16 protein-coding genes are annotated in these 19,206 nt (G+C 37.5%); 11 read left to right on the top strand and 5 right to left on the bottom strand.

Annotated elements, in window-relative coordinates:
* Positions 1–5 precede the first annotated feature (5 nt).
* The 5 genes from BUC16_RS07675 to glyA all read right to left on the bottom strand — a co-directional run bounded on the left by BUC16_RS07675 (position 6) and on the right by glyA (position 6,668).
* Positions 6–1,184, bottom strand: a complete 1,179-nt coding sequence (locus BUC16_RS07675; protein WP_073369459.1) for an L-lactate MFS transporter — start codon at positions 1,182–1,184, stop codon at positions 6–8.
* 34 nt (positions 1,185–1,218) lie between these two features.
* Entirely contained in the window at positions 1,219–1,995 is a 777-nt protein-coding gene (pflA, locus tag BUC16_RS07670; protein ID WP_073369458.1) for a pyruvate formate-lyase-activating protein, read from the bottom strand.
* A 101-nt stretch (positions 1,996–2,096) separates the two neighbouring features.
* A complete protein-coding gene (gene pflB / locus BUC16_RS07665; RefSeq protein WP_073369457.1) occupies positions 2,097–4,346 on the bottom strand; it encodes a formate C-acetyltransferase in 2,250 nt (749 codons plus the stop codon).
* Between the two features lie 484 nt (positions 4,347–4,830).
* A complete protein-coding gene (locus BUC16_RS07655) occupies positions 4,831–5,325 on the bottom strand; it encodes a GNAT family N-acetyltransferase (protein ID WP_073369455.1) in 495 nt (164 codons plus the stop codon).
* 68 nt (positions 5,326–5,393) lie between these two features.
* Positions 5,394–6,668 (bottom strand): serine hydroxymethyltransferase, encoded by a 1,275-nt coding sequence (glyA, locus tag BUC16_RS07650; protein ID WP_073369454.1) that lies wholly within the window; start codon positions 6,666–6,668, stop codon positions 5,394–5,396.
* A gap of 110 nt (positions 6,669–6,778) precedes the next feature.
* Between glyA and fahA the strand changes: the two genes are divergently transcribed.
* The 11 genes from fahA (at position 6,779) to argH (ending at position 19,164) form a co-directional block, all read left to right on the top strand.
* Positions 6,779–8,062 carry a fumarylacetoacetase gene (fahA, locus tag BUC16_RS07645; protein ID WP_073369452.1) on the top strand — a complete coding sequence of 428 codons (1,284 nt, stop codon included), beginning with the start codon at positions 6,779–6,781 and terminating at the stop codon, positions 8,060–8,062.
* Positions 8,063–8,595: 533 nt separating this feature from the next.
* Complete coding sequence (locus BUC16_RS07640) at positions 8,596–9,240, top strand: GNAT family N-acetyltransferase (RefSeq protein WP_073369451.1); 645 nt, start codon at positions 8,596–8,598, stop codon at positions 9,238–9,240.
* Between the two features lie 69 nt (positions 9,241–9,309).
* Positions 9,310–10,509 (top strand): argininosuccinate synthase, encoded by a 1,200-nt coding sequence (locus BUC16_RS07635; RefSeq protein WP_073369450.1) that lies wholly within the window; start codon positions 9,310–9,312, stop codon positions 10,507–10,509.
* 52 nt (positions 10,510–10,561) lie between these two features.
* Entirely contained in the window at positions 10,562–11,539 is a 978-nt protein-coding gene (gene argC / locus BUC16_RS07630; RefSeq protein WP_073369449.1) for an N-acetyl-gamma-glutamyl-phosphate reductase, read from the top strand.
* 92 nt (positions 11,540–11,631) lie between these two features.
* On the top strand, positions 11,632–12,768 hold the full coding sequence (locus BUC16_RS07625; RefSeq protein ID WP_073369448.1) for an aspartate aminotransferase family protein: 1,137 nt from the start codon (positions 11,632–11,634) through the stop codon (positions 12,766–12,768).
* 140 nt (positions 12,769–12,908) lie between these two features.
* Entirely contained in the window at positions 12,909–14,105 is a 1,197-nt protein-coding gene (locus BUC16_RS07620; RefSeq protein WP_073369447.1) for a glutamate-5-semialdehyde dehydrogenase, read from the top strand.
* An 82-nt stretch (positions 14,106–14,187) separates the two neighbouring features.
* Entirely contained in the window at positions 14,188–14,949 is a 762-nt protein-coding gene (proB, locus tag BUC16_RS07615; RefSeq protein WP_073369446.1) for a glutamate 5-kinase, read from the top strand.
* A 2-nt stretch (positions 14,950–14,951) separates the two neighbouring features.
* Positions 14,952–15,902, top strand: coding sequence for an N-acetylornithine carbamoyltransferase (locus BUC16_RS07610; protein ID WP_073369445.1), 951 nt, complete (start codon positions 14,952–14,954; stop codon positions 15,900–15,902).
* Positions 15,892–16,677: an acetylglutamate kinase gene (argB, locus tag BUC16_RS07605; RefSeq protein ID WP_073369444.1), complete on the top strand. Its 786-nt coding sequence runs from the start codon at positions 15,892–15,894 to the stop codon at positions 16,675–16,677. The genes BUC16_RS07610 and argB overlap by 11 nt, the downstream gene beginning before the upstream one ends.
* 125 nt (positions 16,678–16,802) lie before the next feature.
* Complete coding sequence (locus BUC16_RS07600; protein ID WP_073369443.1) at positions 16,803–17,873, top strand: M20 family metallo-hydrolase; 1,071 nt, start codon at positions 16,803–16,805, stop codon at positions 17,871–17,873.
* A gap of 10 nt (positions 17,874–17,883) precedes the next feature.
* The gene (argH, locus tag BUC16_RS07595) at positions 17,884–19,164 is read left to right on the top strand and encodes an argininosuccinate lyase (protein ID WP_073369442.1); all 1,281 of its coding nucleotides are present in this window, start codon (positions 17,884–17,886) and stop codon (positions 19,162–19,164) included.
* Positions 19,165–19,206 lie beyond the last annotated feature (42 nt).

Genomic DNA, 19,206 nt, shown 5'->3' with positions numbered 1-19,206 from the left:
AATGATTATGCCACAACCAATTGTTTTTCAAGTAATCCTTTCAACCAAAATCCAACTACCAAGGCAACTACCAACAATATGGAGAACAGGTAGAAAATGGTAATTTCAGTGCTCAAACCCAACAATAAAGGCCCAACAAAGGCTGCTGCCGACCAAGCCGTCAAGGTGTAACCCAATACTTGTCCGTAATTCTCGGTTCCAAAAATACTTTTCACGAAAGAAGGCATAGTGGCAAAACCGGCGCCATAGCCCGCAATAATGACATAAGTCAAGATTTGAAAAGAAGTGTTGTTGCTTGAAAAACTAGGCATCAAGGCAAAACAAACTGCATTTATTCCAATAAAAAGCATAAAAGTGGTCCAACAACCTATTTTATCCGAAATACTGGACCAGAACAAACGCCCGATTCCGTTGAACAATCCAATGATGGCAACAAACATCGTCGCTTGTTCTGCGCTCATTCCCACTACTTCTTGTCCCAACACGGCCGCTTTCGAGATGATGGCAATACCGCCACATACGTTCAAGAACAACAATAGCCAAAGTGCGATAAAACGTTTGTCGGTGATGATTTCTTTTGGAGTCAAATCGACGTGAGCGTGGTGTTTTGCTTCAACAATTGCAGGATTTGCCAAATACAAAGCACTCAACAACATGCAAATTCCGTAAGCAATTCCCAATGTTGAAAATGCGCCGGACAATCCCATGGAAGCAATTAATGGACTAATCAAGAAAGAAGCCAACAACGAGCCCAAAGCAAAGGACATAATGATGATTCCCGAAGCCAATCCTGGTTTATCCGGAAACCATTTTACGACCGTATAAACCGGAACCACGTATCCAAATCCCAACCCAATGCCTTGCAAAACACCAAATGTCAAGTAAAACAAGTAGATGGAGCCTATATTTACAGCGAATGCACTACCCAACAATCCTACGGTTAAAAATACGGTTGCCAATAATCCCGCTTTGGTTGGTCCCACTTTTTGGGCAAATTTACCCATAAAAGCCGCCGTTAATCCCAAAAAACAAATGGCCAAACTAAAACCTGTTTTGGTGTCGTGTGCATCCCAATTTAATTCTTTTGCCAATGGTTCAATCCATTTGCTGTAGGCGTAAATGGACCCAATTGATAGCTGCATGATCATTCCAGCCAAGACAATCAAATATTTATTCTTTTTCATTCTTTTAACTTCTTAAATGCTTTGTAAATTGAATTTATTTTATTTTCACGTTATCCAAATACAAGTCAAAAATAGCTTTTACTTTTTCCAACGTTTCTGCAGTGGGAGAAACTGTTTCTGCAAGTGCATACTCCATGTTCATCAGTTCCCATTTGTGTTTTCCCAGTTGGTGAAAAGGGATAATCTCCACTCTTTCAACTGATTTATAACCCGAAAAATGTTTTGCCCATTCGTGCAAATATTCTTCTTGATCCGTCCATCCAGGTACCAAAACATAGCGCAACCACATGGGTTTGCCGGTGCTTTCGCGATATTCGGCAACTTTCAAGGTGGTACTATTATTCAAACCGGTCAATTTTTTGTGCCATTCTTCGTTGATGTGTTTCACGTCCAGCAACAGCAAATCGGTTCTGTCCAAAACTTCTTTGGTTTGCGAATCCAAAACTCGTCCATTCGAATCCAGGCAAGTATTGATTCCCTGTTCGTGCAAACGGTCAAAAAAAGTAATCAATTTGGATCTTTGCAATAAAGGTTCTCCACCCGAAACGGTGACTCCTCCCTGTTTTCCAAAATAAGATTTTTGTTTTAATGCTTTGGTAACGAGTTCATCGATGGTTACCAATGAACCTCCGTGTATATCTATTGAATCTGGATTTTGACAATACAAACATCGAAATTGACATCCTTGAACGAAAACGACCATTCGGATTCCGGGACCATCATGAGTTCCAAAGGTTTCCAAAGAGTGTATTCTTAATGAATCAAAGTCGGTATCGTTTAATAGATGATTGGGTTGTTCTGGGAAGTACATATTTTATTTTTTAATTGATTTATAAAATGCTATTCCTTTAAAAAAATAATTAAAGGAATAGCATCAATAAAGCCTGCGTTATTTTGAAGCTTTTCAATCAATTACATGGTATCATGGAATGTTCTGCTGATAACTTCAAGTTGGTGTGCTTTAGACAAACGTACGAAATTAACGGCATAACCTGAAACACGGATAGTCAATTGAGGATAATTTTCGGGATGATTGTAGGCATCCACCAAAGTTTCCTTGTTTAGGACATTAACATTCAAGTGGTGGGCATTTCTTCCAAAATAAGCATCCAATGTAGTGGTTAAATTGGCCACTTGCTCTTCCAAGTTATTTCCCAAAGATTTAGGAACCATCGTGAAAGTATAAGAAATTCCGTCTTGGGCATCATTGTAGCTCAATTTACTCACGGAATTCAAGGAAGCAATCGCTCCGTTCTCGTCTCTTCCGTGCATTGGATTTGCTCCCGGGGCAAAAGCCTCGCCTTCTTTACGACCATCTGGAGTTGCTCCAGTATTGGAACCGTACATTACATTTGAAGTAATGGTCAGCAATGAAAGTGTAGGAGTTGAATTTTTATACGTTTTATGTTTTCTCAACTCGTCGATAAAAATTTTGGTCACTTCTTGTGCAATGCTGTCCACTCTATCATCGTCATTACCAAATTTTGGATAATCTCCTTCAATGTTGAAATCCGTGGTCAATCCGAATTCGTTTCTAATTGGAGATACTTTGGCATATTTGATGGCTGATAGGGAATCGGCAATAATGGAAATTCCGGCAGCACCGTAAGCGATGTCAATATTTGGATTAGAATCAATCAAGGACATTTGGGCTCTTTCATAATAATATTTGTCGTGCATATAATGAATGATGTACATTGATTTGGCATAGACACGAGCTACTTCAGCCAATGTTTTCTTGAAAGATTTCATTACAGTGTCATAATCCAAAACTTCATCGTCTATTTCTGAAATGTTGTTCACCACTTGCACTCCTTGAGCTTCTTCTCTACCCCCGTTCAAGGACATCAAAAGCGCTTTTGGCAAGTTGGCACGAGCACCAAAGTGTTGAATGGTTTTCCCGATGTGTTGGTAAGAAACGCAACAAGCAATACCATAATCGTCCGACCCACGATTGTCTCTCATCAAGTCGTCATTTTCATATTGAAGTGATGAAGTGTCGATCGAAACTTGTGCACAAAAATCTTTGAACCCTTGTGGCAATTTTTCAGACCAAAGAATAGTCAAGTTTGGTTCTGGAGAAGCTCCCAAGTTATAAAGTGTTTGCAAGAAACGGAAAGACGTTTTGGTAACTTTGGTTCTTCCATCGTGCAATTGACCTCCAATGGCTTCGGTGACCCAAGTTGGATCTCCACCAAAAATGGCATCATAAGCTCCAGGACGAAGGTGACGCACCAAACGCAATTTCATTACAAATTGGTCAATGTATTCTTGGGCTTGAACCTCGTCAATATTTCCAGCTTCCAAATCGTTTTGGATATACACATCCAAGAACGAAGAAACATTTCCAAGAGACATAGCTGCTCCATCTTGCTCCTTAACGGCACTTAAATAAGCCAAATAAGTAAATTGGACGGCTTCATGTGCATTTACGGCAGGTTTTGAAATATCGATTCCATAAGTCAGCGCCATTTTTTTCATGTCCTGCAACGCATTGATTTGCTCTGCAATTTCTTCACGCAAACGAACTTTGGCATCGTTCATTTCGCCAGAAACCTTTTCTTTATCTGATTTTTTTTCTACAATCAACCGGTCTATTCCGTAAAGAGCCACTCTCCTGAAATCGCCAATGATTCTTCCTCTGGCATAATTATCAGGCAAACCTGTTAATACGTGTTTTGATCTGTAAGTTTTAATTTCGCTGTCATAAGCATCAAAAACGGCTTGATTGTGGTTTTTTGCATAATTAAAAATATCAACCACTCTATCGGAAACTTTCAATCCTCTTTCTGCCACGGCAGATTCAACCAATTTGATTCCTCCAAAAGGTTTCATCGATCTTTTCAAAAGCTCGTCTGTTTGAAGTCCTACAATGGTTTCATTTTCTTTTTGGATATATCCAGGGCCAAAAGAAGTGATATTCGAAATCACTTCGGTGTCAATGGCCAAACAACCGTCATTTTCTCTTTCTTTCAAAAGCGATTCTTTACAAACATCCCATAGTTTAGTTGTTTTGTCTGATGGACCTACAAGAAAACCGGCATCGCCTTCATATGGTTTGATGTTTTTTAAAATGAAATCGTGTACATTAATAGTATTGTTCCAAACTCCTTTATTCAAGACTCCTTCACTTAACTCTGTTCTTTCTAATAAATTTTTCATTTTTAATGTTTTAATTATCTATTTTATTTAAATATATTTTGTTGTTTTTTCTATACCCTAAATTTACAAAATATGTAAATCACTAATGATTTTTAGATGTTTTTTAGCAAATATTCATACATTATCCAAAAAAGCTGCACATCTTCTTTGGTTTACTTCTCAAAAATTAATTATGAGTTTTTTTCAGCTGATTTTGAAGACAAAAAACAAAAATAACGCTAACGTTGTAGTTTTTTTATTTTTTGATTTAGGCGCCATTTTCTTCTGGAAAACTGAAAATAGAGACCTACATTATAAAGGATAAATCTGTCTTTTATTTACGTAAATACCTAAAAACCAACACGAAAGATTTAACAATAAAATGAAAACATTTTCACAAATCAAGGAAATCTATTCCAAGTATTTAACACAAAATTCCCTTTCGAAGTTTATACTTCGAAAGGGAATTAAATTGGGCTATTATATATTATAGGTAGAAAAAAAATTAAATTTTCATTTCCATTTTGTAGTCTTCCATCAAATAACCGTCGCCAATGTCTAAATCTTCTTCGGCAACGACTTCGAAACCCATTTTTTTATAAAAGACGCAAACTTTGTTAAACTTGTTTACATTCAATGAAATCGTGTCGGAATGATTTTCTTTGGCCAAAGCCACAATTCTTTCCAACAACATTTTCCCCAATCCCTTGCCATGCGCTTCCGGAAGGAGATAAATTTTATGCAAACGGGTACATTTCTCGTTCAAATAATTATGTTCGAACGAAGCAAACCCCAAACAAACAGAATTCTCCTTGACCAGTACAAAATGATGCCCTTTATTTAGATTATCCATTAAAGTAGCTTCCGAATACATTTTTTCCAACATATAGTCTATTTGCTCTTTCGATAAAATGTCGCCATAAGTGACCGGCCAAGCGGTATGGGCAATTTTTTGGATGGTTTCAATGTCTTCAACTGTGGCTTGAAAAATTGTCGTCATGTTCATTTGATAAAAAAAACCTTCAAAAGCGAACTAATGAAGGTTTTAAAATTGAATTAAAATAATTTTTAGAAAACGAAGATGGCTCTTTCGCTCATCATTTCGTTTACTTCACTGGCTACTTCTTCGATAACAGCTTCGTTGGTGTGATCTACCAAAACTCTGTCAATCAAGTCAACGATAGTTTCCATGTCTTCTTCAACAAGTCCACGAGTGGTGATTGCTGCAGTTCCCACACGAATTCCAGAAGTCACGAACGGTGATTTATCATCAAAAGGAACCATGTTTTTATTTACGGTTATTTCTGCTTTTACCAAGGCATTCTCGGCCTCTTTTCCAGAAATATTTTTGTTTCTCAAATCAATCAACATCATGTGATTGTCAGTTCCACCAGATATAATGTTGTAACCTCTTTTTACGAATGCATCAGCCATGGCGTTGGCATTTTTTTGCAATTGCAAAGCGTAAGTAAAGAACTCGTCTTGCAATGCTTCTCCAAAAGCCACCGCTTTTGCAGCAATAATGTGCATCAAAGGACCACCTTGATTTCCTGGAAAAACAGCTAAATCCAATAAGGCTGACATCATTCTGATTTCTCCTTTTGGAGTAGTCAATCCCCAAGGATTTTCAAAATCTTTCCCCATCATGATCAACCCTCCACGAGGACCACGCAATGTTTTATGTGTTGTCGTTGTAACAATATGACAATGAGGAATTGGATCATTCATCAATCCTTTGGCAATTAAACCTGCTGGATGCGAAATATCGGCCATCAAAATAGCACCAACGCTGTCGGCAATTATCCTGAAACGCTCAAAATCCATGTCGCGAGAATATGCCGAAGCACCTGCGATGATTAATTTTGGTTGTTCTTTAGTGGCTATTTCCTGAATTTTATCATAATCCAATCGTCCAGTTTCTTTGTCTACACCATAAAAAACAGGATTGTATAAACGTCCAGAAAAATTCACTGGAGAACCGTGGGTCAAGTGACCACCGTGTGATAAATCAAATCCCAATATTTTGTCTCCCGGTTTTAAACAAGCGAAGAAAACCGCCGTGTTTGCTTGTGAACCAGAGTGCGGTTGAACATTGGCATATCCAGCACCAAACAATTCTTTGGCTCTGTCAATGGCAATTTGTTCAATAACATCCACCACTTCGCAACCGCCGTAGTATCTTTTGCCAGGATAACCTTCGGCATATTTATTGGTTAAAACAGAACCAGCTGCTTCCATTACTTCGTCACTCACAAAATTCTCTGAAGCTATCAGTTCTAGTCCATGAATTTGTCTGTCTTGTTCCTCTAAAATAAGGTCAAAAATTTGTTCGTCGCGTTGCATTATCTTTCAATTTAGTTAATTTGTGCGCAAAAATACAAAAAAACGTTTGGTAAACAGTTAGTTTATGATATATTTGAAGACTATTTCTCAACAAAATAATTAACAGCATTATGCCAATATCAGCCAATAACACCAATAGAAAATCATGGATCAACGTTCCCGAGGACAGTGATTTCCCTATTCAGAATATACCTTTTGGCGTATTTATTACCAAAGATGATGTCATCACCATTGGTACTCGAATTGGGAATAGCGCCATTGATATGGGAGCTTTGCAACAGTTAAATTACTTTGAAGGCATTGAATTGACCGACGACATGTTCACGCAAGACACCCTGAATGATTTTATATCGGACGGAAAAAAAACATGGAGATTGGTCCGAAATCGCTTGGCAGAATTATTTGATGAAACCAACCCGGAACTTCAAGACAATAAAGAACATCGTGAAATTATAATTTTTGACATAAAAGATGTCGAAATGCAATTACCAGTTTTGATTGGTGATTTTACTGATTTTTATTCCAATAAAAATCACGCAACCAATATAGGAAAAATGTTTCGCGAAACAGAAGATGCACTATTACCTAATTGGCTTCATATTCCTTTAGGGTATCACGGAAGAAGTTCTTCAATTATTCCATCGGGAGTTCCCGTACACAGACCTATGGGACAAACTTTACCCAAAGGCGAAACAACTCCTGTTTTTGGTACTTCACGATCAGTAGATTTTGAACTGGAAACTGCTTTTATCACTACCGACACCAACATAATGGGAGAAAATATCCCCGTGACAGAAACTGAAGATTATATTTTTGGAATGGTTTTAATGAACGACTGGAGTGCGCGCGATATTCAAAAATGGGAATTCGAACCCCTTGGACCATTCTTGGCAAAAAACTTTGCCACCTCTATTTCTCCTTGGATTATCACATTGGATGCCTTGGAGCCTTTCAGAACCAAAGGACCTAAACAAGATCCTGCGCCATTCCCTTATTTGCAACAAAAAGGAAAACATAATTTTGACATTAATCTCGAAGTGGCTATCCAACCTGAAGAGGCTGTGGAAACAATCGTCACTCAATCCAACTGTAAACACATGTATTGGTCGATGAGCCAACAATTGGCGCATCATACTTCCAATGGTTGCCGAGTGAATTCAGGTGACATGATGGGTTCTGGAACCATTTCTGGTCCAACTCCCGATAGTTTTGGTTCAATGCTGGAATTAACTTGGGGCGGAAAAAACCCTATTAAACTAAATGACGGAACTGAACGCAAGTTCTTAAATGATGGGGATACCGTAATTATGAGGGGGTATTGCAAGAACAATGAAATCCGAATTGGTTTCGGAGAAGTTTCAAGCAAACTGCTACCTCCATTTGTGAGGAAATAAACCATTTTTTACCTACATACACAATCCGACATTTTTTTGATAAAAATGTCGGATTTTTTTGTACGTTTCAATGATGTACTCTTTTGAAAGCACTCGTTTTACGGACAATATCCACATTTGAATTAGAGAGTAAAAACCCAGAATTACCCAATTTTGTTACAAAATAAAAAAAATCATTTATATTTAATAAAATATGTGTAAATTTGCACCAATGAAAAAAACAAGTATACATATTATTACTGTTTCACGGATAAACAAACCAACCGCTTCTCCCGAAGTACGGATGCTATAACTATAGCTCCAAGTGTGTTTTGTAATATTTATTCATTTTTCACTTTTCATTATTTTGAAATTATTAGTATCATCCATCGGATTATTTCATTCTGAAAACATCATTTTTTTCTGCTTGTCATCCTGCACTCTACTTTTAGGGGCGATTTTGTATGGTACTAATTCAACGATAAACTCGAATATGAACAGTTTTTCGAAACCAATAAATTTTTTATTTTTTAACCCCAACTTTAACTCTTGAAATGAAAATATCTATAGTTATAGCTCAAGAAGAACATTTTAAATATGCGCAGGAAATCTGTGACACAATAGAATCTTCTGCTTTATTGAGAGGTACTGGAATTGCGAAAAGAACCCCAGACTACATCAAGAAAAAAATCACTAGCGGTGATGCCGTTATTGCATTGGATCAAAAAGGTGTTTTTGCTGGTTTCTGTTATATTGAAAGTTGGCAACACGGTCAGTATGTGGCACACTCCGGATTGATTGTACATCCTGATTTCAGGAATCACGGTTTGGCCAAAAAGATAAAAACCTTTGTTTTTAATTATTCTTTGAAAAAATATCCTGGAGCCAAAGTTTTTGGAATCACGACTGGTTTGGCCGTAATGAAAATCAATTCCGATTTGGGATACAAACCGGTTCCGTTTTCAGAATTAACTAGCGATCCAAGTTTTTGGAAAGGCTGTCAAACCTGTACCAATTACGAGATCTTGAAAAGCAAAGACAACAAAATGTGCCTTTGTACCGGAATGCTTTACGATCCGGCAGAAAAACCGAAAGATCCACCAAAACATCCATTTAACGTAAGGATTTGGAACAGATTAAAAGAAATTAAAGCAGCTCTTTTTCTAGAAAAAAAGCAAGATAAAGATTCAACAAAATAATAAAATAAATATAAACAGCTAAAAGCTAATCGTTTTAACCAACAGCTTATAGCCAATAATAGTTCAACAATGGGAAGTAAAAAAGTAGTATTAGCGTATAGCGGAGGATTAGACACATCTTACTGTCTAAAATATTTAAAAAACGAACAAGGATACGAAGTTCATACTGTATTAATCAATACAGGAGGATTTGACGATGCTGAATTGAAAGCTATCGAAGACAGAGCTTACGAATTAGGAAGCGCCAAACACGCTAACTTGACGATTTTAGATAAATATTACGACAAAGCTATTAAGTATTTGATTTTTGGAAATGTATTAAAAAACAATACGTATCCTTTATCAGTAAGTGCTGAACGTGTTTTTCAGGCTATTGAAGCTATTAAATATGCAAAATCTGTTGGCGCAACTGCTATCGCTCACGGAAGTACTGGTGCTGGAAACGACCAAATTCGTTTTGATTTGATTTTTCAAACCATCGCTCCCGAAATTGAAATCATCACTCCTATCCGTGACTTGAAATTATCTCGTCAAGAAGAAGTGGATTATTTGGCCAAAAATGGTGTACACTATTCTTGGGAAAAAGCACAATATTCCATCAATAAAGGACTTTGGGGAACAAGTGTTGGAGGAAAAGAAACTTTAACTTCAAGCAAACCATTACCAAGCGAAGCCTATCCATCACAATTGCAAAAAACTGGTGAAGAGAAAGTAACTTTAGAATTCTTGAAAGGAGAATTAGTTGCTGTAAACGGTGTAGCTGACAAACCTTCTAACAACATTGTTGTTTTAGAAAAATTAGCTAATGCTTACGCTATCGGAAGAGATATTCACGTTGGAGATACTATTATTGGAATCAAAGGAAGAGTTGGTTTTGAAGCTGCGGCACCGCTAATCATCATCAAAGCGCACCATTTATTGGAGAAACACACTCTTGGAAAATGGCAGCAATACTGGAAAGAGCAACTAGGAAACTGGTACGGAATGTTATTTCACGAAGGTCAATTTTTGGATCCTGTAATGAGAAACATCGAAACTTTCCTTGAAGACACTCAAAAAACCGTAAATGGTACAGTAACCGTTTCTTTGAAACCATACCACTTTTCATTAGACGGAATCGAATCTAAAAATGATTTGATGAATACAGGTTTTGGACAATACGGAGAAATGAACAATGCCTGGACATCTGACGATGCGAAAGGATTTATCAAAATATTAGGTAATGCTCAAAACATATTTTCGTCTGTAAACAACGAAACTTACGAATAAATAATTATAATAGAGGCGGGTTTTAAACCCGCCTCTACCAAAAATAAAAAATATGATTTCAATAGGTATAATTGGCGGTTCAGGTTACACGGCTGGGGAACTCATCAGAATATTGATGTTTCACCCAAACGCTAAACTTGATTTTGTATACAGCACAACCAATGCGGGAAAACCACTTTCTTTCGCGCATCACGATTTGTTGGGCGATATCGAAATGAATTTTACCGACACCGTAAATCCAAATGTAGATGTCGTTTTCTTGTGTTTAGGACACGGAAAATCAATTTCATTTTTGGAGAAAAATCAGTTTTCAGACCAAACTAAAATCATCGATTTAGGAAATGATTTCAGATTAACGAAAGACAAAAATTTCAACGGAAAATCTTTTGTTTATGGTTTGCCGGAATTGAACAAAACCGACATCAAAAGCGCACAATATATTGCTAATCCTGGTTGTTTTGCAACTGCAATTCAATTGGCATTATTACCATTAGCATCCCAAGGATTATTGAACGATGATGTTCATATCAATGCCACAACCGGAAGTACCGGAGCCGGAGTTACCCCTTCAGAAACCACACATTTCAGTTGGAGAAACAACAATATGTCACATTACAAAGCTTTCAATCACCAACATTTGGGCGAAATAAACCAAAGCGTAAACCAATTGCAAGCGGCTTATAAAAACGAATTGATTTTTGTTCCGAACAGAGGTGATTTCTCCAGAGGAATTTTTGCTACACTTTACACCACAATCGAAGAAAGTCTGGAAGATGTAGTTGCAAAATACAAAGCGTTTTACAAAGATCAGCCATTCGTAACCGTTACTACTACTGATATCAATATGAAACAAGTGGTGCAAACGAACAAATGTATCATCAGTTTAATGAAAAAAGGAAACCGGATTTTGATTACTTCGGTAATCGATAACTTAACAAAAGGTGCTTCAGGACAAGCAATTCAGAATATGAATCTGATGTTTGGACTTGAAGAAACTACAGGTTTACACCTGAAACCAAGCGGATTCTAAAATTGGTTGTTAGTTGATAGTTGTTAGTTGTTGGGATTTCCAACTTAGCTATCAACTATCAACCAAAAACCATCAACTAAAAACAAAACAAAATGAACTTATTTGACGTTTACCCATTATATCCTATTACACCTGTAAAAGCAGTAGACTGCACTATTTACGACGATAAAGGAATCGAATATTTAGATTTATACTCTGGTCACGGAGTAATTTCTATCGGTCACACCCAACCGGATTATGTGGCCAAAGTAAAAGAACAATTGGATAATTTGAGTTTTTACTCGAATGCTATTCAAAATCCATTACAAGTAGAATTAGCAGAAAAACTAGGAAAAGCATCTGGCTTGAATGATTTCAGCTTATTCCTTTGCAGTTCTGGAGCTGAAGCCAATGAAAATGCTTTGAAAGTAGCTTCTTTTCATACCAATAAATCAAGAGTAATTGCTTTTGATAATTCATTTCACGGAAGAACTTCGGCGGCTGTTGCAGTTACCGATAACAAAAAAATTGTAGCTCCATTAAACGCACAACAAGTCGTTACTTTCCTGCCATTGAACCAAATTGATTTGGTAGAAGCAGAATTGAAAAAAGGAGATGTTTGCGCGGTTATCATCGAGCCTATTCAGGGTGTTGGTGGTTTAGACCAAGGAACAACGGAATTCTTTCAGGCTTTAGAAAAAATTTGTGCTGCGAATGAAGTCGTTTTAATCTTGGACGAAGTACAATCCGGATACGGAAGAAGCGGAAAGTTTTTTGCTTTTCAACATCACGGAATCAATCCTGATATCGTAACCACTGCCAAAGGAATGGGGAACGGTTTCCCAATTGGAGGGGTTTTGATTTCTCCTAAATTCCAAGCGAGTTATGGGTTGTTGGGAACTACTTTTGGTGGAAGCCATTTGGCTTGTGCTGCCGGAATAGCTGTTTTGGATGTGATGGAAAAACAAAATCTAATTGCCAACACTAACAAAGTATCAGAATACTTTTTTGAAGCCATCAAAGTTATTCCTGAAATCACGAAAGTAAAAGGAAAAGGATTGATGCTAGGCGTTGAATTTGATTTTGACGTGAGTGCTTTGAGAAAGAAAATGATTATTGAAAAACATATTTTTACGGGTGGAGCCAACAACAAAAACTTGTTGAGAATTCTTCCTCCGTTAACGATTACTACTGATGCTATTGATACATTCATCGTGGCATTACAAGAATCACTGGCTGAATTAAAATAAATGATATTCGCTCCGCAAAGTCTCTGACTTTGCGGAAGTGAGAATCGGTCTATGACCGCATACAAAACGAAGGTTTAAAACCTTCAAACGCATCCTCAAAGTCGGAGACTTTGCGGAGCAAGGAACTAAATATCATAAAAATGAACACATTATTATCCATAGAAAAAAGAAATGCTGTTTTAAGCCGAATGGCTGAACTTCTGGAACAAGAAAGAGCCAATCTTAAAAGTATTAATCAACAGGATATGAGCAATTATTCTGGTGATGATTTGGCTATGGAAAAACGTTTATTGGTAAACGATGCTAAAGTTGACGCAATGATTTTGTCGATGCAGCAATTGGCTAGTCAGGAAGATCCTGTTGGACAAGTTCGTTTTAATTTTACTCACGAAAACGGAATGAAAGTGACCAATAAAACGGCTGCTTTTGGAACGATAATGATTATTTATGAATCACGTCCTGACGTTACTGTTGAAGCTGGAGGAATCGCATTCAAATCTGGAAACAAAATCTTGTTGAAAGGCGGAAAAGAATCTTTGTTGTCGAATTTAAAAATTGTTTCTCTTTGGCACCAAGCCTTGGAAGAAAATGAAATTTCTAAAGACTGGGTGGAGTATTTGAATTACAATCGTGCCGAAACCCAGGCTTTTTTAGAAAACCCAACACAGAGAGTGGATTTAATTGTACCTCGTGGTGGTGAACAATTGATTGCTTTTACCAAGAAACACGCTACTTGTCCTGTTATAGTAAGTGGTCGTGGGAATAACTTTGTGTATGTAAATAAAGAAGCCGATTTGAAAAAAGCCCTTGATATTATTATCAACGGAAAAACTACAAACATCGGCGTTTGTAATGCTTTAGACAAAGTTTTAATTGATACAAAACTGCCTAATTGGGAAGTTTTTGCCAAACAATTAGTAGAAGAATTAAAAAAATATAAGGTTGAAATTTTAGGTGATACTGCTTTCGCAAATGCGACTCAAATACCTGTAATTGAAAATGATGAAATTTGGTACGAAGAATTTTTGAATTATAAAATTGTTGTCGGAATCGTAAATTCGGATGAAGAAGCGATTGCTAAAATCAACAAATATTGTGGTGGTCACTCTGCTTCGATAATCACACAAAATGATGCTGTTGCCCAAGATTTTATGGACAATGTAGATTCAGCGGCAGTGTATCAAAATGCTTCAACTCGTTTCACCGATGGTGGACAGTTTGGTTTAGGTGGTGAATTGGCGATTAGTACAGACAAATTGCACCAACGTGGACCAATTGGTTTGCAACACCTTGTTACTAATAAATGGTATATTTACGGCGAAGGACAAATCAGGTAGCAGATTTTAGGTTGCAGATTAACGATTTTTGATTTCAGATTGTATAAAAAACTTTGTGCCCTTTGTGGTTAAAAAAATAAAAATGGCTAAAAAAAGAATCTTATTGAAGTTAGGCAGCAACACCCTAACCAAAGAAACCAATCACATTTCGAGAGGAAAGATTGAGGATATTGGAATGCAGATTGCCGCTCTTAAAGACGATTACGAGTTTATCATCGTAAGTTCCGGCGCCATTGCTGCAGCAAAACAGTTTGTAAAACTAGACAATCACGATAAAGATGTCTTTGTAAAACAAGCCCTGGCTTCTATTGGTCAGCCTCATTTGATGCGGATTTACAACGAAAATTTCAGTGATTTAGGATTACATACTTCCCAATGTTTGCTTTCGTATTCTGATTTCGAAAAAAAACAAACCAAAGTCAATATCGTCAACACGATAAACGTCTTGGTCAAAAACCATTATATTCCAATCATCAACGAAAACGATACTGTTGCCACAGATGAAATCAAGTTTGGCGACAACGATAAATTAGCTGCTTTAACTGCTGTTTTATTGAATGTTGACATTTTGATTATTGCCACCAATACCAACGGAATTTATACCAAAGCTTCCATCAACGACGAAGTTCCTGAAACCATCGAATTGGTTACTGATTTAAGCGTGTTGGAAAAAGAAATTGGGGATTCCAAATCTTCCCACGGAACAGGCGGAATGCAATCCAAAATCGACTCGGCGGCAATTGCCAAAGCAGCGAACATAGAAACCTGGATTATCAATGGCTTGGAAGACAACTTTATTTTGAAAGCGTTAAAAAACGAAATCTCTTTTACAAAAATCATATAACTATGAACTTTATATCCATACAAAACATAGATTCACTCGATAAATGGGTGAAACAAGCGTTGAAAATCAAAAAGAATCCGCTTAAAAACAAGAAACTAGGCAAGAACAAAGCACTAGTAATGTTGTTCTTTAATTCCAGTTTGAGAACGCGTTTGAGTACCCAAAAAGCGGCCTTGAATTTAGGAATGAACGTGATGGTGATGAACTTTGGCAGCGAAGGTTGGACACTTGAATATGAAGATGGAGCTATCATGAATCAAGGTGCTTCCGAGCATATCAAGGAAGCTGCTGCAGTAGTTTCTCAATACGCAGACATAATTGCCATCAGGGCTTTCGCCGGATTGGTGGACAAAGAAAAAGACAATGCCGAAACCGTAATTTCCGGTTTCTTGAAATACGCCACTGTACCTATAGTAAATATGGAAAGTGCCACGGGACATCCGATGCAATCCCTTGCCGATGCTATTACAATGGCAGAACACAAAACCAAACACAGACCAAAAGTAGTTTTGACCTGGGCACCACATCCAAGAGCTTTGCCACAGGCAGTTCCAAATTCTTTTGTGGAAATGATGCAAAAGCAATCAACTATGGATTTCGTAATTACGCATCCAGAAGGTTATGAATTGAATCCTGAAATCACGAAAGATTCAATAATCGAATACGATCAAGACAAGGCTTTCGAAAATGCCGATTTTATCTATGCCAAAAACTGGAGCAATTACAAGGAATATGGTCAAATTACCAACTCCGACCCGAATTGGACGGTTACTGCCGATAAAATGAAACTGACCAACAATGCCAAATTTATGCACTGTTTGCCAGTTCGTAGAAATGTAATTGTTACAGACGAAGTAATTGACAGCGAAAATTCAGTGGTTATAGAACAAGCCAATAATAGAACGTATTCAGCTCAATTAGTGTTGCAAAAAATATTGGAAAATGTCAAATAAACCATCCTTATCCATTATAAAAATTGGTGGAAACATCATCGATAATCCAGCTGAATTGTCACAATTCTTGGTCGATTTTTCCAAGATTGAAGGCAACAAAATTCTGGTTCACGGTGGCGGAAAATCAGCAACCAAAATGGCGCAAAGTATTGGCTTGGTTCCACAAATGATTGACGGAAGAAGAATTACCGATAAACCCATGCTTGACGTAGTGGTGATGATTTATGCCGGAGAAATCAACAAAAATGTTGTTGCTCAATTACAGGCTCATAATACCAATGCAATGGGTTTTTCGGGTGCCGACGGCAACTTGATTCAATCCACCAAAAGAAACCACCCAACTATCAATTACGGTTTTGTGGGTGATGTTCAAAAAGTAAATACTCCTTTATTGGAAACCTTAATCAATAGCGGAATTGTTCCTGTCTTTTGTGCCATCACGCACGATAAAAATGGACAATTATTGAACACCAATGCCGACACGATTGCAAGTGAATTAGCCATTGCTGCATCGGAAGTTTTTGAAGTAACCTTGAATTATTGCTTCGAAAAAGCCGGGGTTTTAACCGACGTTGAAGATGAAAATTCGGTAATTGAACAAATCAATTCGGCTCTTTATTCCAAATTAAAAGAAGAAGGCGCAATTCATTCCGGGATGATTCCGAAATTGGACAACTGTTTCAACAGTTTGTCCAAAGGAGTCCAGAAAATAAAAATTGGTCATCACAGGATGTTGAAAGATTCGAAGGCTATTTGTACGAGCATAGAATTATAATTAATTTGCCACGAAGTCGCCAAGACACAAAGAAATGATTAAAAAAAACTTCGTGACTTTTTGTCTTTGCAGTAAAAAATAAAAAAACTTTGTGACTTCGTGCCTTTGTGGCAAAAAAGTAAAATATGAAAAACATAGAAACCCATATACAAGAAGCCATTGCGCTATTGAAATCGTTGATTGAAACACCATCCTTTTCGAGTGAAGAAGATCAAACAGCGCTTTTAATCGAAAATTGGTTTACCCAGAACAACATTCCTTTCGAAAGAGAAAACAACAACATTTGGGCTTACAATAAACATTTTGACAAATCCAAACCTACTCTTTTACTGAATTCGCATCACGATACCGTGAAACCTAACCAAGGTTACACCAATAACCCATTTGAAGCTAAAGTTGAAGATGGAAAATTATTTGGTTTGGGAAGCAATGATGCCGGCGGTTGTTTGGTATCATTAATCGCCACATTCACTCATTTTTATGCCGTTGAAAATCTGCCTTACAATGTTGTAATCGTGGCTTCGGCAGAAGAAGAAAGCAGCGGAAAAAATGGATTAAACAGCGTTTTGAAACATTTACCGGAATTGGATTGCGCCATCATTGGCGAACCAACTTTAATGCAATTGGCTGTAGCCGAAAAAGGATTATTGGTATTGGATATTGTCGTGAAAGGTACGGCAAGCCACGCCGCACACAACAATCCGGACAATCCTGTTTACAATGCAATGCCCGTGATTGAATGGTTCAAATCCTATCAATTCGAGAAAATATCCGAGGTTTTAGGTCCCGTAAAAATGACCGTAACCCAAGTTACCGCAGGAAAACAACACAATGTGGTTCCGGCAGAATGCCATTTGGTTGTCGATATCCGGGTGAATGATTGTTACAACAATACCGAAATTCTGGAAACGGTAAAAGCAAACGTGAATGCCGAAGTAACACCGCGTTCGATGCACTTGAATGCTTCGTCAATTCCTGTGAATCACGGATTGGTAAAAGCAGGAATCGCTTTGGGAAGAACGACTTACGGCTCGCCTACCCTTTCCGATCAATCTGTTTTGTATTGCAAATCTTTGAAACTGGGACCAGGAGAAAGCTTGCGGTCACACTCGGCTGACGAATTTATATATGTACACGAAATAGAAGAAGGAATCCAATTGTATATCAAAATACTGACTGATTTTTTCAAACAATAAAAATACGCTTATGAAACTTTGGGAAAAAGGAATACCAACAGATAAACAAATAGAACATTTTACCGTTGGAAATGACCGTGAATTGGATTTAGTTTTGGCCAAATATGATGCTTTGGGTTCTATCGCCCACGCCAAAATGTTGTGTCAAATCGGACTTTTAACGGAAGAAGAAACTGATTCTTTGGTTTTGGCATTGGAAGACATCATCATCGATGCCGAAAAAGGCATATTTGAAATTGAAGACAGTTTTGAAGACATACATTCCAAAATCGAATACCTTTTGACCATAAAACTGGGCGATGCCGGAAAGAAAATACATACTGCTCGTTCTCGCAACGACCAAGTTTTGGTTGACGTGAACTTGTACCTAAAAGATGTGGTAACCGAATTCAAATCGCAAGTAAAAACCTTGTTTGATTTGTTGATGGAATCGGCAGAAAAACACCAAAACGTGTTGTTGCCGGGTTACACGCATTTGCAAATTGCAATGCCCTCCTCTTTCGGAATGTGGTTTTCTGCTTATGCCGAAACCTTGATTGACGACATTACCATGCTGAATGCCGCCTTGAAAATTGTGGATCAAAATCCATTGGGTTCGGCTGCAGGTTACGGAAGCTCTTTCCCTATCAACAGAACTTTTACCACTCAGGAATTAGGATTTGAAACCTTGAAATTCAATTCGGTTGCCGCACAAATGAGCCGTGGAAAATCAGAGAAAACGGTTGCTTTCGCAATGAGCAGCGTGGCCGCGACTTTGGCTAAATTCTCGATGGATGTTTGTTTGTACATGAGCCAGAATTTTGATTTCATCACTTTGCCTTCCCATTTGACGACAGGTTCCAGCATTATGCCACACAAGAAAAACCCGGATGTTTTTGAATTGATTCGTGGAAAATGCAACAAGATTCAAGCTTTGCCTTACGAAATCACCTTAATCACAAATAACTTGCCAAGTGGTTACCACAGGGATTTTCAATTATTGAAAGAAGGTTTGTTTCCTGCCATTCAAAACTTGAAAGCTTGTTTGGATATTGCGATTTTCTCCATCAAGGACATCAAGGTAAAAGACAATATTCTTGCCGATAAAAAATATGATTACCTGTTTACAGTTGATACTTTAAACGAAATGGTGGTAGCGGGAATGCCGTTCAGGGATGCCTACAAAGCCGTTGCAGAACAACTCGAAAATGGTACTTTTCAATCGCCTAAAGAAACCAAACATACCCACGAAGGAAGCATCAACAACCTTTGCTTGGAGGAAATTAAAGAAAAAATGAAATTGGCTTTTTAGAAAAAAAATCTACTGACGAAAAAAAAATAAGGATGAAGACTT

The sequence above is a fragment of the Flavobacterium fluvii genome, assembly GCF_900129545.1.
Classification (GTDB): domain Bacteria; phylum Bacteroidota; class Bacteroidia; order Flavobacteriales; family Flavobacteriaceae; genus Flavobacterium; species Flavobacterium fluvii.
Note: the sequence above shows the minus strand (reverse complement) of the source record. Positions and strands in the feature narration are given on the sequence as shown.

Coding starts and splice junctions, on each gene's coding strand:
- argC (WP_073369449.1), top strand. CDS start 10,562: ATGATTTCAATAGGTATAATTGGCGGTTCAGGTTACACGGCTGGGGAA.
- BUC16_RS07655 (WP_073369455.1), bottom strand. CDS start 5,325: ATGACGACAATTTTTCAAGCCACAGTTGAAGACATTGAAACCATCCAA.
- pflA (WP_073369458.1), bottom strand. CDS start 1,995: ATGTACTTCCCAGAACAACCCAATCATCTATTAAACGATACCGACTTT.
- glyA (WP_073369454.1), bottom strand. CDS start 6,668: ATGCAACGCGACGAACAAATTTTTGACCTTATTTTAGAGGAACAAGAC.
- BUC16_RS07640 (WP_073369451.1), top strand. CDS start 8,596: ATGAAAATATCTATAGTTATAGCTCAAGAAGAACATTTTAAATATGCG.
- BUC16_RS07600 (WP_073369443.1), top strand. CDS start 16,803: ATGAAAAACATAGAAACCCATATACAAGAAGCCATTGCGCTATTGAAA.
- argB (WP_073369444.1), top strand. CDS start 15,892: ATGTCAAATAAACCATCCTTATCCATTATAAAAATTGGTGGAAACATC.
- argH (WP_073369442.1), top strand. CDS start 17,884: ATGAAACTTTGGGAAAAAGGAATACCAACAGATAAACAAATAGAACAT.
- BUC16_RS07610 (WP_073369445.1), top strand. CDS start 14,952: ATGAACTTTATATCCATACAAAACATAGATTCACTCGATAAATGGGTG.
- pflB (WP_073369457.1), bottom strand. CDS start 4,346: ATGAAAAATTTATTAGAAAGAACAGAGTTAAGTGAAGGAGTCTTGAAT.
- proB (WP_073369446.1), top strand. CDS start 14,188: ATGGCTAAAAAAAGAATCTTATTGAAGTTAGGCAGCAACACCCTAACC.
- BUC16_RS07625 (WP_073369448.1), top strand. CDS start 11,632: ATGAACTTATTTGACGTTTACCCATTATATCCTATTACACCTGTAAAA.
- fahA (WP_073369452.1), top strand. CDS start 6,779: ATGCCAATATCAGCCAATAACACCAATAGAAAATCATGGATCAACGTT.
- BUC16_RS07620 (WP_073369447.1), top strand. CDS start 12,909: ATGAACACATTATTATCCATAGAAAAAAGAAATGCTGTTTTAAGCCGA.
- BUC16_RS07675 (WP_073369459.1), bottom strand. CDS start 1,184: ATGAAAAAGAATAAATATTTGATTGTCTTGGCTGGAATGATCATGCAG.
- BUC16_RS07635 (WP_073369450.1), top strand. CDS start 9,310: ATGGGAAGTAAAAAAGTAGTATTAGCGTATAGCGGAGGATTAGACACA.